Raw genomic sequence first — 16,215 nt, forward strand, 5'->3', positions numbered from 1 at the left:
TTGGGTGATTCGAAATGGGATTCCAGCGGGACATGAATTGAATCCTTTACAGAAAAATTGCCGTTGCACCGAGTGTGATCGTTTCTCAGCCGCAGGACGTTGCCAATGGATATGAGCATATTTCAGGCGAGCAAAGGCGAGAAGCAGATGATGAATTTCGCAAGCGCAGTGGCGCCGGCTCTGTTGCCGCGCGATGAATTGATTCAGCGGCTGCACAGCGTCGCCAGCACTGGCAGGTTGCAGTCCGGTCTGCGCGCCCTGACGGAATATGTCGGCGCTTCGCACTATCTGCTGGCGCGTTGTGATCTCATTCAGGAAAGCGGCCTCGATTTCGTCGTCTCCTCGGATTGGCCCTTCGACCTGGTCAAGGACATCGCCAACGATCTCGTCAGCGGCTATGCCCGCTCCACCGAGCTGGAAAAATGCATGCAGGTCTTCCAGCCGAATTTTGCGCTGCTGCCCGAGAGCGCCGCCGTGCCGGAGGGCGCCAGCCGCCAATATTGTTCTTTGACTTTCAATGTCGGCCGCTCGCGGCTGGCCTTGATGTTCCTGTTCGGCGAAGGGTTTATCCTGTCGCCGGAGCGGCTGCGGGATGTCGGTCTGCTTGCCGGCTATGTCGCGAGCTTCCTTCGCTGCGGCGGCGCCAGGGTCGACCGTGATTTCGAGCTGACCGACCGCGAGCTGGAATGCCTGTTCTGGATCGCCGAAGGCAAGACCAGCGACGAGATCGCGATGATCCTCGGAATCTCCCGCAACACCATCAACAACTACATCACCAGCGTGATGCGCAAGACGGCGACCAAGACCCGGTCGGAGGCCATTGCCTTCGCGGTCCGCAACAATCTCGTATAAGGGGGATCCATGGGGCATCCATCAAGCAGGGTGATGAACGGCGCCGATCCGCTCCGCATGGTGCGGGTGAACAGGATCTCCAGCCGGTCCGACCTTTTTCCGCGGCTGATCGCGATGCAGAAACTCGCCGATGCCCAGGGCTTCGCGATCTACCGCGTCAGCGGCTCCGGCCTGCCGGCGAAGCAGCGCCTCGTCTGCGAGCTCGAGAACTGGGGATCTTCCAATGCCGGTTTCGGCAAGGCCTTCACGGATGCCTATGGCGATATCCTTCTCGACCATATCGAAAAGTCGCTGCTGCCGCTTTCATGGGCCGGTGCCCATGACCGGGCGGCCCCCGGACCGGCCGACTTCGCGCCGTTCATGACGCGCCTGAGGGATGGCATCCTGCCTTTTTCCGGCCTTGCCTTTCCGGTGCGACTCGGCGCCGTCGGCAATGGCTTCATTCTGTTTACCGGCGATGACATCGACCCTTCAAGCGACATGATCGTCGAACTGCATGGTCGCTGCTGCCATATCATGATGGATCTACTCTCGCTCGACGAGCGCCGCACGGCCGCCGCCGAAGCACTGAGCGAACGTGAGATCGCCTGTCTGCAGCTTGCCGGCGACGGGCGCATCAGCGAAGAGATCGCCGAAAAGCTCGGCCTGTCCGTGCACACGGTCAACGCCTATCTCGGCTCGGCGACGATCAAGCTCGATTCCGTCAACCGCATCCAGGCGATCGCCAAGGCGATCCGGCTCGGCTACATCAGTTGAGGCAGCGCCTGCCGGCGTTCACGCAAGACGGCGCCAAAGCTTGATTGATCAAGACCGCTCAGCTGGCGAGCGCGCGCGGCGGTTTCAGGCTGTAACGGGCTTGCCGAAGGCTCCTTTCCAGGAAGACAGTATTCTCGTCGGGGTCGGGAGAGGGATCCTGGAAGGCGATGTGGTTGATTTCGATGCCGGCATGATCCTCGGCAAGAGTGAGCTGGGCATAGACGGTGACGCCGCGCGGCTTGATTTCCAGGTCGAGAACGACCTCCGGCTTGCCGCCCCATTCCAGCGTATAGTTTCCGCCCAGGCCGAAATTGACCGTGCCCGGATGAAAGAAAAGCTCCGCGGCCGACGCGACGAGATCGGCCAGATTGCCGTAATACTCGAAGCGCAGCAGTGAAATAAGGTCAGAAGCATCCAGAAGGCGCAGTTCGGTGGCGACCGGGCTGATCGCGTCTGCGAGGATCTTTTCACGCTGGGCAGAGTGAGGGCATTTTTTCATTCGGCTTATCTTACCCGTTTGTTCTTGGCGTCTGCGGCGTAAACCCTGTGGATGAGCTCCGCAACGGCCTTATAGAAGACTGACGGTATGACACTATCGACCGAGACTTGCGCAAACATGGAGCGCGCAAGCGGCGGATCTTCGAACACCGGGATGCCGTTCTGCTCGGCGATCTCCCTGATTTTCAGCGCAATGAGGTCCTGGCCCTTTGCCAGCACCACCGGGGCGTCGTTCTCCTCACGCGCGTAACGCAGCGCCACGGCGTAGTGTGTCGGGTTGGCGATGACGAGTGTTGCCCGGTGCACGTTGGCGATCATGCGCCGGCGCGCGCGGTCGCGCATCAGCGAGCGCTGCCGGCTTTTGACGAAGGGATCGCCCTGCGCCTGCTTGTTTTCTTCCTTCACTTCGTGACGCGTCATCTTGAGTTCGGTGAACCAATGATGGCGCGTCCAGAAAAAATCGGCGATGGCGACGATTGCGGTGGCGATCAGCATGACGATGATGATCTTGCGCATCGCCGTCATCATCCTGACGAGGATCGTCTGCGGATCGGAAAACATCGCGTCGATCGAGCCGAAATATTCGCTCCTGAGCACGAAGAACAGGATCACCCCGACGACGACGACCTTGAATAGCGACTTTCCGAACTCGATAAGGCCGGGCAGGCTGAAGAGCCGTGACCAGCCCTTCATCGGCGAGATGCGCGAAGCCTGCGGCCGGATGCGCTCCAGCACCGGCGTCGGCAGGTTCTGGAAGATCGAGGAGGCGATGCCGAAGACCATGAGCAGGATGAAGGCAGGTGCCAGCAGCGCAGCGCTTGCCCAGCCCAGCCGGACGAAAAGCGCCAGGATGTCCGGCCCGGTCTCGATTTTCCATTGGTCGGGCTGCTCGAAAATGTCGCGCAGCGTTTCGCTCATGCGCCCGACGTTTTCGGGAAGGAAGAACACCAGATAGATGAAAGTAGCAAGGATGGTCGCGAAGATCGACAGCTCGCGCGAAAACGGCACATTGCCCTTTTCCGCGGCGTCGGTTTGCTTTTTCGCGGTCGGGGCTTCTGTTTTGCTGTCCTTGTCATCGTCTGCCAAGTCGCGGCCCTCCGTCAAAGAAACAGGCCGCAGCGAATGCATGCCACCCAAGGGCAGCGGTTTTGGGATGACGACATGCACCAAAACAGAGAGCTGTAGCGCGTCGCGAAAACCGGGTTTTCTGCGACACGCTATAGAGCGCGGCCTATCGATGAAGGGTAATCGTCTGTTGCAAGGCGATCAACAGCCGCCTTTCGGGCGGCCGGATTTGTCAACAGTATCGGAAGATTAGGCCGCTGCCGAAGCGTCGCCTTCCTCCTCCTTGAGCTCGATCTGGCCTGAGTTGGCCAGGCGAATCGCTTCCTGCGCCACGGCGCGCCGGGCAATGGCGACCTCGCGCGGATTGACGCCGCCCATGCCGCTCTGCAGATCCGATTCGATCATGCGGCGCTGGCGCGGGCTGATGGCGGAGAGAACCGATTCGCGGATCTCGGCCGGCGAGCCGCGCAGCGCGACGGTGAGCACATCGGTCGAAATGTCGTTGAGCAGCAGGACGCGGCTACGCTGCGGCATGTACATGAGGTCCTCGAAGAGGAAGATCTTCGGGCGAACCTTGTTGACCGATTCGCGGCTGATCGATTCGAGCGAGGTGAGCAGCGTGTCGACCTGCGGCTTGTCGAGCTCGTTCATGAGATCGGCGACCTTCGTCGAGCCGGCTGCGTTGCGTTCTGCCTCGACCTCGGCAAGCAGCGTCATCACCTGGTTCTCGATGATCTGCGCCGCCTTCGGGCTGACGGTCTTCATGTTCACCGTGCGGTTCATGATGTCGGCGCGACGATTGTCGGGAAGCTGCAGCAGCACCTTGGCGCCGAAGGAGGAGGGCATCATCGAAAGGATATAGGCGACGGTCTGCGGATGTTCACGCAGCAGGAACTGCGCGACGAATGCCGGCTCCGCCTCGCTGAGGCGATCCCAGATCGAGGTCTCGTAGGCCTGGAATGCCGTGCGGCGGCCGAGCAGGCTGTCGACCTCGTCGGGGGTCAGGCCTTCTTCCAGAATAGCCTCGATCGCCTTGGCATTGTCCATCAGACCGGCGCCCTCGGTGAAGAGGTCCTCGAACTCGGAGACGAGCGACAGCAGTTCGTCCGGCGGAATGGCGCGCAGCGACTGGGCAGATGCGATAATGGTCTGCAGCTCGGCCTGGGTAAAATATTTCAACAGCCGGCCGGCGACACCCTTTCCCATGGCGAGAAGGACCGCCGCCGCCTTTTCAGCCTGGGTCAACGGTTTCCCGGCTAGCGCGCCGCCGAAATCGTCAAAGTCCATCATGGTCTAACCTCTCCGTCCCCACAGGGATCAGGCTTTTTTCGTACTCAAAACTTCTATCAGTTTTACGCCGAATCGGGTGTCGTCGTTATCAAGCACCGTAATCTCGCCGCGTGCAATCCTGCGGCCGTTCACCATGATCTCGACAGGTTCGCCGATTTTCTTGTCGAGAGCGATCGTCGCACCTTCGTTGAGATTCATCAGTCCGGAGACCTGCATCCGGCTGGTGCCGAGCATGATCTGGACATCGATCGGAATGTCCATGATCAGTTCAAAATTCGACGTCAGCGCGCTGCCGAGCGGCGCCGGTGACGTCTCGAACGAAGAGCTGTCGCCGAAATTCATGCCTGCGGCCGGGCTGGCATTGCCAGCGCCGAAATCGCCGCCGAAATCATCGCCGCCGAAAGGGGAATCCGAAATCTCGCCGCCGAAGGCAGCCAAATCCGTTCCTGCTCCGAAGGCATCATTCTCCAGGTCGCCGCCAAACTGCGACAGGTCACCATCGGCGTCCTGCTTCAGCACGCCGCGCAGATCGTCGATCGCCTGGTCGAGATCCGCTTCGCTGCCCGGCACATCCAGGGAGAGGTCGCTGTTCTGCTGTGTTTTCTTCGTTGCCATGAAATCACTATTCCAGTTGAAACTTGCCTCAAACTGCCTTTGCAGCCCAAAATCCAGAGAACCGACTAATTCATCAAATGGCGGATGAGCTCGTCATCCGAGTTCATCGTATCCTTGACGCGGACCATGTAGTTTTCGCCTGAGCGGCCGAACTCGCAGACATACAGTTCCTTGCTGTTGGCGCTGACCTCGACGCGCACGTCGCCGCTGTCGCGGAAGGGGATGACGTCGCCGACCATCAGCTTCGATATCGTCCGCAGCGTCAGGTCCTGCAGCCTGATCCTGGCCTCGAGCGTGACATGCGAGCGACGCACCTGGTCGCCGAGCTGTTCGGTCCATTCAGGCGAGGCGCCGGCGGCCTGACGCTTCGGCTTCGGCGGCGTCACCTTGGTCTTCAGCAGCGCCGTCTGCGGAATGATCAGCGAGAATTCCGAAACGATGCCGGCCAGCGTCAGCGACATGTTGACGGCGGCGGCGAATTCGTCCGGCTTGTCTTCCGGCGGCCGGGCGCGCGCGTCGTAGGCGTGCGGGGCCGAAAGGCTCGGTTCGAAACCGCCCGGCGCGTTGACCGCCGAGCGCAGCACCTTGGCGATCTTGTCGAACACCATGACCGCCAGATCGAGTTCGATGATCGAGAGCAGCCGGTCGGCCGGTTCCTCGATCGTATCGGCGGTGGCGCCGAGCAGGTGCTCCATCAGCGTTATGACGAAACCATTGCCGCAGGCAAGCGTGATGTTCTGCGACCAGTTGCGCAACGTCGCATCGACCAGGGTAACATTGGCGCTCAGATCATCGACCAGGTGGTTCTTGTAGCCGATCTCGCAGCCGAGATAATTGACCGTCACGTCGAGGCCGGTCTCGCTTTTGATGACATCGGGAAAGAACTCGCTGTAGACCTCTCCGAAGGCGCTGCAGATCTTGGACACGCGGCCTCTGTCGCCAAGCCCGCCTGTCAGCTTGGCGAGAAGGGCGGGGTCCATTGCCGGTTTGTCATGCGAAGCATCGCTCATGGTCATTTAAGCCGCCTTGTTTTCGCCGCCTGGGTTCATCATTTCCTGTTCGACGGCGTCGATGGACGGACGCTCGTAAGCCGAGATCGTCTTGCGGCCGTATTCGAGAGCGACCTGCGGCACCGAACCGTTCATGTAGGCCAGCAAGGTCTGCTTGACGATCACGTAGAGTCGGTGCTGCTTGTTGCGGACGACCTTGATCTGGGAGACCAGCGGCGAGCAGACGCAGTAGGACAACAGGATGCCGAGGAAGGTGCCGACCAGGGCCGAGCCGATCAGGTGGCCGAGCACTTCGGGCGAATCGTTGATGTGGGCCATCGCCTTGATGACGCCGAGAACGGCCGCGACGATACCGATTGCCGGGAAGGAATCGCCCATGATCTGGATCGCGTGGTAGGGCTTCATCTTGTCGTGCATGATGGTGTTGAGCTCTTCATCCATCAGCGCCTCGATTTCGTGGCTGCGCGCGTTGCCGATGATGATCAGGCGGACGTAATCGCAGATGAAGGCCGTCAGCTCCTTGTTCTTTAGAACCGTGGGTGCCTGCTGGAAGATCGTCGATTCGGCCGGATTGTCGATATGGGCTTCGATTTCGTTTCGCGACTTGGTGCGCAGGTCACGCATCAGCGAATAGAGCACGCCGAGCGTGTCGAGATAATTGCGCTCCTTCGGCACCGCGTGCTTGAAGGCTTCGCCGAGCGCCTTGCCGGAATCCTTCACCACCTTCATCGGATTGGCCATGATGAAGCTGCCGAGGCCGGCGCCGCCGATGATCACGAATTCGAAGGGCTGGAACAGAGCCTCCACGTGGCCGCCCATCGCCATGAAGCTGCCGACGACACAGCCGCAAGTCACTATAAATCCGATAATGATGTTCATCGTCAGCCCAATCTGAACGTTGCTTTTCTTTGAGACGGATAGGGTTTCTGCCTTGCGTGAGGCTGATGAAAAGGCCTCATGCGGGCATTTCAGCGTACCAGCTTCGCGCAAGCATCTGCCGTCAATCTGAAGGAGACGAATGGGCGTTCGCGCCCGTTTCTGAGATGCTGCCTCAGCGAAATTCCGGCCGAACCAGATCAGACGACGCCCGGCTTTTCGTTCCGTTCATCGCCAATGCTTGGAGCGTTCCGACATGCAATCCGGTCTTTATGTTTCTCTGTCGTCGCAGATGGCGCTCGAAAAGCGCCTGAACACCATCGCAGACAACATGGCGAACGTGAACACAACCGGTTTTCGCGCCACCGAGGTGAAGTTCGACGAGATGGTGGCGGCCACCAAGAACAAGCTGAACACCAAGGTCGCCTTCGTCTCCCAAGGCAATGATTATCTGAACGAGCAGAACGGCGAGCTGCAGCATACCGGCAACATGCTCGATTTCGCCGTCAAGGGCGATGCCTGGTTTTCGCTCGATACGCCGGCCGGCCGCGTGCTGACGCGCGACGGCCGCTTCACCCTGAAAGAAACCGGCGAGCTCGTCTCGATCCGGGGATATCCGGTTCTCGATGCCGGCGGCGCGCCGATCCAGCTCGACACGAAGGCCGGCGAGCCGGCGGTCGGCACCGACGGAATCATCTATCAGGCCGGCCGCCAGGTCGGATCGCTCGGGCTGTTCGAGGCCGATATCAGCAAGGGTTACCTGCGCTACGAAAACAGCGGCATCATGACCACCGACCAGCCGCGCGCCGTGGTCGACCGCTTCAATGTCGGCGTCGAGCAGGGATATCTGGAAAACTCCAACGTCAACGCCATGCGCGAGATCACCCAGCTGATCGAGGTCAACCGCTCCTTCGAAAGCATCTCGTCGCTGATGCGCGACAGCGAGGATTCATTCAAGGAAGCCGTCCAGACGCTTGGAGGCAGCCGCTAAAGCATGAGCACGCTACTGGCCGAGGACAGCCTTTCCCCGACGCTGGCGCATCTGGCGGGTCTCGTCGACCAATATGCATCGCCCGACTTCGCGGTGGCCCATGGTGGTCGCGTGCAGACCATTGCCGCCGGCCACTACACCGTTCGCGGTCTTTCCCGCCATGTTCGTCTCGGCGAGTTCGTGGCGCATAAATCCGCCTCCGGCGTCCATCTCGGCGAGGTCGTCCGCGTCGAGCCGGAGCTGATCTACGTCTGCCCCATCGAACCCGGCGAGCCGATCGGCATCCATGATACCGTCATCCGCAAGGGCGCTTTCCGCATTTCGCCGTCCGACAGCTGGTGCGGGCGCACCGTCAATTCGCTCTGCGAGCCGATCGACGGGCACGGCCCAATCGTCGAGGGCCTCGATCGCCGCTCGATCTCCAACACCGCGCCGCCGTCGATGACCCGCCAACGCGTCGGAACAGGATTCAAGACCGGCGTGCGCGCGATCGACATCTTCTCGCCGCTCTGCCTCGGGCAGCGCCTCGGCATTTTCGCCGGATCCGGTGTCGGCAAGTCGACGCTTCTGTCGATGCTCGCCCGTGCCGACGCATTCGACAAGGTTGTCATCGCGCTCGTCGGCGAACGCGGCCGCGAGGTGCGCGAGTTCATCGAGGATACGCTCGGCAGCAACATGAAGAAGGCGATCGCCGTCGTCGCGACCAGCGACGAGAGCCCGATGCTGCGCAAGATGGCGCCGCTGACGGCGATCACCATTGCCGAGCATTTCCGCGACAAGGGCGAGAACGTCCTTTTCATCGTCGACAGCGTCACCCGTTTCGCCCATGCGATCCGCGAGGTGGCGACCGCCTCCGGCGAGCCGCCGATCGCGCGCGGTTACCCCGCGTCGGTCTTCACCGAACTGCCGCGCCTGCTCGAGCGCGCCGGTCCCGGCCCCGAGGGCGCCGGCACGATTACCGCGATCATCTCGATCCTCGTCGACGGCGACAACCACAACGACCCGATTGCCGATTCGACGCGCGGCATCCTCGACGGCCATATCGTCCTGCAGCGCAGCCTCGCCGAAGAGGGGCGTTATCCGCCGATCGATCCGCTCGCCTCGATCTCGCGTCTTGCCCGCAAGGCCTGGACGCCGGACCAGGAGAAGCTGGTGTCGCGGCTGAAAGTGCTGATCCACCGCTTCGAGGAGACGCGGGACCTGCGCCTGATCGGCGGCTACCGCCAGGGCGCCGATCCCGACCTCGACATGGCGGTCAAGCAGGTCCCCATCATTTACGACGTCCTGAAACAGGCGCCGGGCGATCGTGAGTCGGTCGACGCCTTTGCTGACCTCGCCGGCGCGCTGAAAGCCGCAGCCGGCATGGGCAATCCGGGCGCACCCATCCAGAGGAGATAGACGTGGCTGAATTCGACGACGAACGCATCGCTTCGCTGAAGCAGCGCAGGAAAGGCGCGATGCTGGATCGGTTTCTCACCTACACCGGCCTGGCGCTTGCCGGCGCTTCGGCCTTTTTCCCCTGGTACGTTTTCTTCAACGCCGACAAGTTCGGCATCAACGTCGCCGCCAGCAGCAATTCGCGCGAACTGCCGGATTGGCCGGCCCGCAACGTCTTCAGCGTTTCGCCGCTTGCCATGGTCAACAAGAACGAGGCAGCCAAGAAGGTTCCGCCGGTCGATCCGCTGACGACGGCAACGGTCTCCGATCTCGGCAAAGCGCGGGATGGCGGTGACTTGCTGGAAGAGCAGCCTTTCCCCGGCAAGTCTTCCTTCCGCCTGCTGCATGTCTCCAACGGCCGGGCGCTGATCGAGGATCCCTCGGGCATGTATGTGGTGCGCATCGGCTCGATCCTGCCCGACGAAAGCCGCCTTGCGACGCTGGAGCAGCGGGACGGCAAATGGGTGATCATCACCTCCAAGGGTGAGATCTACAAGAACGACTGAACCTCTTCGCAAGGCCGAAGGCAACAGGGGCTCCGCCGCAGACCGGCAGGAGCCCTTTCTCTTATGCGGCCCCCTTTTGTGCGACCTCGCCGAAAGCGCCGCCAAGCCCGATTTCCGGTAAGTCCCACGCAAGATTACCGCACTAGGTTCGGGCTAGTAAAAACGGAGAGTTCTCATGCAACCGATCCAACTTTTCGACTTGGCTTCGCGACAGGCGGAATGGCTGACGATCCGTCAGCAGGTTGTTGCCGGCAATATCGCGAATGCCAATACCCCGAAATTCCGTGCCAAGGACGTCACGCCCTTCGATGCCGTGCTTGATAAGTCCGACATCACCATGGCGCGCACCAACCCGGCGCACTTCAGCGGCAACGATTTCAGCGAGACCGGCGATATCGACGTCAAGGACGCCGCGCTCGACCAGGAGATCGGCATCCAGGAATCCGGCAACACTGTCGGACTGGCTGAGGAGCTTTCGAAGTCGGGCGACATCAAACGCCAGTACGATCTCAACACCTCGCTGGTCAGCTCCTTCAACCGCATGATGCTGATGACCGTCAGGAAGTAATTCTCATGGATCCGCTTTCCGCAGCTATGAAAATCGCCGGTTCGGGGCTCGAGGCGCAATCGACGCGTCTGCGCATCGTCTCGGAAAATATCGCCAACGCCCGTTCGACCGGCGACACGCCCGGCGCCGATCCCTATCGCCGCAAGACGATCACCTTCGGCCAGCAGATGGATCGCGCGAGCGGCGTCGAGACGGTCAACGTCAAGAAGGTCGGCGTCGACGAGGGCGATTTCAGCACCGAATTCGACCCAAGCAATCCGGCGGCGGACGCCAAGGGCGTCGTCAAGCTGCCGAACGTCAACGTCCTGGTCGAGATGGCCGACATGCGCGAAGCCAACCGCTCCTACGATGCCAACCTGCAGACCATCAAGCAGACCCGCGACCTCATCTCGTCAACGATCGATCTTCTGAAGAGCCAATAATAAATGATCAGCAGCGTCCAGAATGTCAGCAACCTTTCGATGACCCGCGCGCTCGGCGCCGTCGACACCGAGAATTCCGCCTCATCGTCCGCAGCGACCATGCCGGGCACCGCGGGTGCGGCCAACGGCGTGAACTTCGCCTCCGTCATGGGCAACATGGCGAGCGACGCCGTCAACAGCCTGAAGGGCGCCGAAAGCATGTCCTTTGCCGGCATCAAGGGTACGGCGACGACGCGTGAAGTCGTCGATTCCATGCTCCAGGCCGAGCAGACGTTGCAGACTGCGATTGCCATCCGCGACAAGGTCGTCTCCGCCTTTCTCGAAGTCACCAAGATGCAGATGTAACTGATTTGAGGACGAACACATGAGAGCGCTCGCCATTGCAGCAACGGGCATGGATGCCCAGCAGACCAATCTGGAAGTCATCGCCAACAACATCGCCAACATCAACACGACAGGCTTTAAGCGCGCCCGCGCCGAGTTCACGGATCTGCTCTATCAGACCGAACGCGCCAAGGGTGTTGCCAACCGCGCCAACCAGGCCGTGGTCCCGGAAGGCGCCAATATCGGTCTCGGTGTTCAGACGTCTGCGGTGCGCAATCTGCATCTCCAGGGCGAACTCACCCAGACCGGCAACGATCTCGACGTGGCGCTGATCGGCAAGGGCTTCTTCCAGATCCAGTCGACCGACGGCACCACGCTCTATACCCGCGCCGGCGCCTTCAACAAGAACGACCAGGGCCAGCTCGTCACCGTTGACGGCTACGAGGTCCTTCCCGGCATCACCATTCCCACAGGCTCGACCGAGCTGACCATCAGCCGCTCCGGCGAGGTCTCGGTCAAGCTGCCGGGCGCTACCGATACGACCGTGCTTGGTCAGCTGACGCTTGCCGACTTCGTCAACGAGGCGGGCCTTCAGCCGATCGGCGACAACCTCTTCCAGGAAACGGCGGCCTCCGGCGAGGCCGTTGTCGGCAATCCCGACGAGGAAGGCTTCGCCTACATGAAGCAGGGTTATCTGGAATCTTCGAACGTCGACCCGGTGAAGGAAATCACCGAGCTGATATCGGCGCAGCGCGCTTACGAAATGAATTCCAAGGTGATCACCACCGCTGATGAAATGGCCTCCATCGTCAGCAAGAACCTGAAGTAAAGGGAAGGGCCGAAACATGATGTTTTGCCGGGCAGGACACATCTCGGGATGGGTGGCGGCAGCCATGATCGCAGTCGCGGGCATCATGGTGCCCGCAGGCGCCGACGCCGGCATGGGTTATGCCGTCGTCCCGACGACAATCATCTACCCCGGCGATACATTGTCGGCCAGCCAGCTTCAGGAGGTCGAGGTCACCAACCCCAACCTTGCCGGCGATTTTGCCAAATCCATTTCTCAGGTCGAAGGCCTGGTCTCCAAGCGCACGCTGCTGCCGGGCCGCACCATTGCTGTTTCGGGCCTGCGGGAGCCTTATACCGTGACGCGCGGCTCTTCGATCCGCCTGGTCTTCTCGCTCGGCTCGATGACGATCTCGGCCGCCGGCACGCCGCTTGAAGACGGCGCCACCGGGCAGCTCATCCGCGCCCGCAATATGGACTCCGGTGTGATCGTCAGCGGCACGGTGCTTGCGGACGGCACGGTCCATGTGAGGGCAAAATGAGATTGCTGTTCCGTTTCCTGACCCTTGTCGCGGTTCTCGCCATGAGCCTGGCCGACGTCGCGCCCGCCTGGGCGCTGACCTCGCGCATCAAGGATATTGCCTCTCTCCAGGCCGGCCGCGATAATCAGCTGATCGGTTATGGCCTTATCGTCGGCCTGCAGGGCACCGGCGACGGTTTCCGCTCTTCGCCCTTCACCGAGCAGTCGATGCGGGCGATGCTGCAGAATCTCGGCATCTCGACACAGGGCGGCCAGTCGAACGCCAAGAACACCGCCGCCGTCATGGTCACTGCCAACCTGCCGCCTTTCGCAAGCCCCGGTAGCCGTATCGATGTGACGGTGAGCTCGCTCGGCGACGCGACGTCGTTGCGCGGCGGCACGCTCGTCATGACCTCGCTTTCCGGCGCCGATGGCCAGATCTACGCCGTTGCGCAGGGCGCCGTCATCGTCTCCGGCTTTCAGGCACAGGGTCAGGCGGCGACCGTAACCGAAGGTGTGACCACCGCCGGCCGCGTGCCCGGTGGCGCCATCATCGAACGCGAGTTGCCCTCGCGCTTCAAGGATTCGGTCAATCTCGTCCTGCAACTGCGCAATCCCGACTTCTCGACGGCGATCCGCATCGCCGATATCGTCAACGGTTATGCCTCGGCCCGCTTCGGCGGCCCGGTCGCCGAAGCCAAGGATTCGCAGGAAGTGGTGATCCAGAAACCGCGCACGGCCGATCTCACCCGGCTGATGGCCGATGTCGAAAATCTTATTGTCGAAACCGATACGCCGGCCAAGGTTGTTATCAACGAGCGCACCGGAACGATCGTCATCGGCTCCGATGTCCGCGTCTCGCCGGTCGCCGTCAGCTACGGCACCCTGACGGTCCAGGTCACCGAGACGCCGCAGATCATCCAGCCCGAGCCCTTCTCGCGCGGTCGGACCGCCGTCCAGCCGCAGACCGATATTGCGGCCGAGCAGACCGGCGGACGCGTTGCCATCATCGACGGTCCCGACCTCAGGACCCTCGTCGCCGGCCTCAACAATATCGGCGTCAAACCGGATGGCATCATCGCCATTCTCCAGGGCATCAAGTCGGCGGGCGCCCTGCAGGCGGAGCTTGTGCTGCAATGAAGACGATCCTGAACCACGAGATGACAGTCCTGCAGCTGCTGCGCCGGCTGGCGCTGCCGGCGGCAGGCCTCGTGCTGCTGTCGATCCCCGGCGCCTTCGCGCAAGAGCATCCGGAGGGAGACATCACCTCCCAGGACGAGATCAAGCAGTTCTGCACCAACATCGCCGATCCCGCCCGCGATCAGCGTTACCTCCTGCAGAAGCAGGAGCTGGAAAAGCTTCGCGCCGACATCGACGCCCGCGTCGCCGAGATGGACAAGCGCAAGGCTGAATACCAGGACTGGCTGAAGCGGCGCGACGATTTCCTGAAGCAGGCAGAGGCTGGTCTCACCGAAATCTACAAGAAGATGAAGCCGGATGCGGCCGCACTGCAGCTGCAGGATATGAACATCGAGGTGGCCTCCGCCGTGATCATGCGGCTCAGCCCGCGCCAGTCGAGCCTCATCCTCAATGAGATGGACGCGAAGAAGGCGGCGGCCATCGCCAGCATCATCGCCAGTGCGTCCGATCCCAATACGTCGAAGGATCCTTCATGAACATGCGTTTCCCGGCCGCGATCGCCGCCCTCGCACTCCTTGCAGGCTGCCAGTCTCCGACGGCGGTCAGCGAGATCGGCCGCGCGCCCGCCATGAGCCCGATCGGCAGCGGCCTTGCCTATGGCCAGACGCCGCAGATGGCGCTCTATCCGAAGCAGCCGCGCGCCGTCGCGCAGGGCTATTCGCTGTGGAGCGATTCGCAGGCAGCCCTCTTCAAGGATGCGCGCGCTCTAAATGTCGGCGACATCCTGACCGTCGACATCCAGATCAACGACAAGGCCTCCTTCGACAACGAGACCAACCGCAGCCGCAAAAATTCGAGCGGCATGAACTGGGACGTCAATGCTCAGATCTTCGGCTGGACGCCGGAATCCAAGACCGATCTGACCTACGGCTCCGACACCAGCACCGACGGCAAGGGCAAGATCGAGCGCACCGACAAGCTCACCCTGCTGGTCGCCGCCGTCGTCACCGGCATCCTCGAAAACGGCAACCTCGTCATCTCGGGTTCGCAGGAGGTGCGCCTGAACCAGGAACTCCGCATCCTGAACGTCGCCGGTATCGTGCGTCCGCAAGACGTCAATGCGGAAAACCAGATCTCCTACGACAAGATCGCCGAAGCCCGCATCTCCTATGGCGGCCGCGGCCGCCTGATGGAAGTGCAGCAGCCTCCGCGCGGCCAGCAGGCCGTCGACCTTTTCTCGCCGCTTTGAGGCCGAACGACGATGGCAGACGCAGACTTAAGCGCAGGTCAACCGAAGAAGAAATCCGGCCAGCTGATGACGATCATCGGCGTCGCCGTCCTGACCCTGCTCGGCGCCGGCGGCGGCTGGGCGGTCGGCACGATCGTCGCGCCCGAGATCAAGGTCGCCAAGGAGGCCGAAGAGGCCAAGGACGCCGAGGCGAAGAAGAAGGCCGAGGAAGGCCTGGCGCACATCTCGACCGAGGCCAACAACGTCGTCCAGCTCGAGCCGATCACCTCGAACCTCGCCTACCCCTCGGAAAACTGGGTGCGGCTGGAAGTCGCGCTGCTGTTCAACGGGCCGCCCGACGTCAAGGTTGCCGAGGATATTCACCAGGATATCCTGGCCTATATCAGGACCGTTTCCCTCCAGCAGATCGAGGGGCCGCGGGGCTTTCAATATCTCAAGGATGACATCCAGGAACGTGTTGACCTTCGCTCGCAAGGGCGGGTATCGAAGGTCATGTTCAGGACATTTGTCATCGAATGATTCGATTTATAATTTTCCTAGCCGCCATGATGGCGGTACCGGAACTGGCGGTGGCCCAGCAGCTGCCGACGGATTTGTTGAACGTGCCGGTTGACGGCTCCGTCGCCGCCTGGATCATCCGTACCTTCGGCCTGCTGACCGTGCTTTCGGTCGCGCCGGGCATACTGATCATGGTGACAAGCTTCCCGCGCTTCGTCATCGCCTTCTCGATCCTGCGTTCGGGCATGGGCATCTCCTCGACCCCCTCCAACATGATCCTCCTGTCGCTATCGCTGTTCATGACCTTCTACGTCATGTCGCCGACCTTCGATCAGGCCTGGCAGAACGGCGTGCAGCCGCTGCTTGCCAACCAGATCAACGAGACCGAGGCGGTCCAGCGTATCGCCGAACCCTTCCGTACCTTCATGGCGGCCAATACCCGCGACAAGGACCTGGCGCTGTTCGTCGATCTGGCGCGTGAACGCGGCCAGAATATCCAGACGTCCGATCCGATCGATTACCGGGTGCTGATCCCCGCCTTCATGATTTCCGAGATCCGCCGCGGTTTCGAAATCGGCTTCCTCGTCGTGCTGCCGTTTCTCGTCATCGATCTCATCGTCGCAACCATCACCATGGCGATGGGCATGATGATGCTGCCGCCGACGTCGATCTCGCTGCCGTTCAAGATTCTCTTTTTCGTCCTGATCGACGGCTGGAACCTGCTGGTCGGCAGCCTGGTGCGCTCGTTCAGCTGATCGCTGGCCAGGTCTTTACAGCGCCGCGCGTCTTTTCAGACGCACAAAGGACGCCAT

The 16,215-nt window shown here is 61.6% G+C and carries 21 protein-coding genes; 15 read left to right on the forward strand and 6 right to left on the reverse strand.

Going from position 1 to position 16,215, the window contains the following annotated elements; genetic code table 11:
• Positions 1-105: 105 nt before the first annotated feature.
• Positions 106-852 (forward strand): transcriptional regulator VisN, encoded by a 747-nt coding sequence (gene visN / locus AMC88_RS03435; protein ID WP_012482670.1) that lies wholly within the window; start codon positions 106-108, stop codon positions 850-852.
• A 9-nt stretch (positions 853-861) separates the two neighbouring features.
• Complete coding sequence (visR, locus tag AMC88_RS03440; protein WP_012482671.1) at positions 862-1,608, forward strand: transcriptional regulator VisR; 747 nt, start codon at positions 862-864, stop codon at positions 1,606-1,608.
• 58 nt (positions 1,609-1,666) lie between these two features.
• On the opposite strand, the gene AMC88_RS03445 is transcribed toward visR, so the two are convergent.
• From AMC88_RS03445 to motA, 6 genes are all read right to left on the reverse strand, one after another.
• Positions 1,667-2,107 (reverse strand): hypothetical protein, encoded by a 441-nt coding sequence (locus AMC88_RS03445; protein WP_004672272.1) that lies wholly within the window; start codon positions 2,105-2,107, stop codon positions 1,667-1,669.
• Between the two features lie 5 nt (positions 2,108-2,112).
• Complete coding sequence (gene flhB, locus AMC88_RS03450) at positions 2,113-3,192, reverse strand: flagellar biosynthesis protein FlhB (protein ID WP_029531633.1); 1,080 nt, start codon at positions 3,190-3,192, stop codon at positions 2,113-2,115.
• Between the two features lie 228 nt (positions 3,193-3,420).
• Positions 3,421-4,461: a flagellar motor switch protein FliG gene (fliG, locus tag AMC88_RS03455; protein ID WP_064824826.1), complete on the reverse strand. Its 1,041-nt coding sequence runs from the start codon at positions 4,459-4,461 to the stop codon at positions 3,421-3,423.
• A 27-nt stretch (positions 4,462-4,488) separates the two neighbouring features.
• Positions 4,489-5,076, reverse strand: a complete 588-nt coding sequence (fliN, locus tag AMC88_RS03460; protein WP_012482673.1) for a flagellar motor switch protein FliN — start codon at positions 5,074-5,076, stop codon at positions 4,489-4,491.
• Positions 5,077-5,141: 65 nt separating this feature from the next.
• A complete protein-coding gene (locus AMC88_RS03465; RefSeq protein WP_064829858.1) occupies positions 5,142-6,092 on the reverse strand; it encodes a FliM/FliN family flagellar motor switch protein in 951 nt (316 codons plus the stop codon).
• A complete protein-coding gene (motA, locus tag AMC88_RS03470; RefSeq protein WP_012482675.1) occupies positions 6,093-6,965 on the reverse strand; it encodes a flagellar motor stator protein MotA in 873 nt (290 codons plus the stop codon).
• A gap of 253 nt (positions 6,966-7,218) precedes the next feature.
• Here motA and flgF point away from each other — a divergent pair, with 253 nt between their 5' ends.
• The 13 genes from flgF (at position 7,219) to fliP (ending at position 16,158) form a co-directional block, all read left to right on the forward strand.
• Positions 7,219-7,953 (forward strand): flagellar basal-body rod protein FlgF, encoded by a 735-nt coding sequence (gene flgF, locus AMC88_RS03475; protein WP_004672286.1) that lies wholly within the window; start codon positions 7,219-7,221, stop codon positions 7,951-7,953.
• Positions 7,954-7,956: 3 nt separating this feature from the next.
• Positions 7,957-9,351, forward strand: coding sequence for a flagellar protein export ATPase FliI (fliI, locus tag AMC88_RS03480; protein ID WP_064824828.1), 1,395 nt, complete (start codon positions 7,957-7,959; stop codon positions 9,349-9,351).
• 2 nt (positions 9,352-9,353) lie between these two features.
• Positions 9,354-9,896, forward strand: a complete 543-nt coding sequence (locus tag AMC88_RS03485) for a hypothetical protein (RefSeq protein WP_012482678.1) — start codon at positions 9,354-9,356, stop codon at positions 9,894-9,896.
• 175 nt (positions 9,897-10,071) lie between these two features.
• On the forward strand, positions 10,072-10,464 hold the full coding sequence (gene flgB, locus AMC88_RS03490; protein ID WP_012482679.1) for a flagellar basal body rod protein FlgB: 393 nt from the start codon (positions 10,072-10,074) through the stop codon (positions 10,462-10,464).
• Positions 10,465-10,469: 5 nt separating this feature from the next.
• Positions 10,470-10,886 (forward strand): flagellar basal body rod protein FlgC, encoded by a 417-nt coding sequence (flgC, locus tag AMC88_RS03495; protein WP_012482680.1) that lies wholly within the window; start codon positions 10,470-10,472, stop codon positions 10,884-10,886.
• A gap of 3 nt (positions 10,887-10,889) precedes the next feature.
• Entirely contained in the window at positions 10,890-11,231 is a 342-nt protein-coding gene (gene fliE, locus AMC88_RS03500) for a flagellar hook-basal body complex protein FliE (RefSeq protein WP_010023132.1), read from the forward strand.
• Between the two features lie 19 nt (positions 11,232-11,250).
• On the forward strand, positions 11,251-12,039 hold the full coding sequence (gene flgG / locus AMC88_RS03505) for a flagellar basal-body rod protein FlgG (RefSeq protein WP_010023131.1): 789 nt from the start codon (positions 11,251-11,253) through the stop codon (positions 12,037-12,039).
• Between the two features lie 16 nt (positions 12,040-12,055).
• Positions 12,056-12,538, forward strand: a complete 483-nt coding sequence (flgA, locus tag AMC88_RS03510; RefSeq protein ID WP_064824829.1) for a flagellar basal body P-ring formation chaperone FlgA — start codon at positions 12,056-12,058, stop codon at positions 12,536-12,538.
• The gene (locus AMC88_RS03515; RefSeq protein ID WP_012482683.1) at positions 12,535-13,656 is read left to right on the forward strand and encodes a flagellar basal body P-ring protein FlgI; all 1,122 of its coding nucleotides are present in this window, start codon (positions 12,535-12,537) and stop codon (positions 13,654-13,656) included. Before flgA ends, AMC88_RS03515 begins: the two co-directional genes overlap by 4 nt.
• Complete coding sequence (locus tag AMC88_RS03520) at positions 13,653-14,192, forward strand: MotE family protein (RefSeq protein ID WP_016734780.1); 540 nt, start codon at positions 13,653-13,655, stop codon at positions 14,190-14,192. Before AMC88_RS03515 ends, AMC88_RS03520 begins: the two co-directional genes overlap by 4 nt.
• A complete protein-coding gene (gene flgH / locus AMC88_RS03525) occupies positions 14,189-14,905 on the forward strand; it encodes a flagellar basal body L-ring protein FlgH (protein WP_011424030.1) in 717 nt (238 codons plus the stop codon). The genes AMC88_RS03520 and flgH overlap by 4 nt, the downstream gene beginning before the upstream one ends.
• Before the next feature lie 12 nt (positions 14,906-14,917).
• The gene (locus AMC88_RS03530; protein WP_064824830.1) at positions 14,918-15,424 is read left to right on the forward strand and encodes a flagellar basal body-associated FliL family protein; all 507 of its coding nucleotides are present in this window, start codon (positions 14,918-14,920) and stop codon (positions 15,422-15,424) included.
• A complete protein-coding gene (gene fliP / locus AMC88_RS03535) occupies positions 15,421-16,158 on the forward strand; it encodes a flagellar type III secretion system pore protein FliP (RefSeq protein ID WP_064824831.1) in 738 nt (245 codons plus the stop codon). Before AMC88_RS03530 ends, fliP begins: the two co-directional genes overlap by 4 nt.
• Positions 16,159-16,215: the final 57 nt, after the last annotated feature.

Source organism: Rhizobium phaseoli, assembly GCF_001664385.1.
Classification (GTDB): Bacteria; Pseudomonadota; Alphaproteobacteria; order Rhizobiales; family Rhizobiaceae; genus Rhizobium; species Rhizobium phaseoli.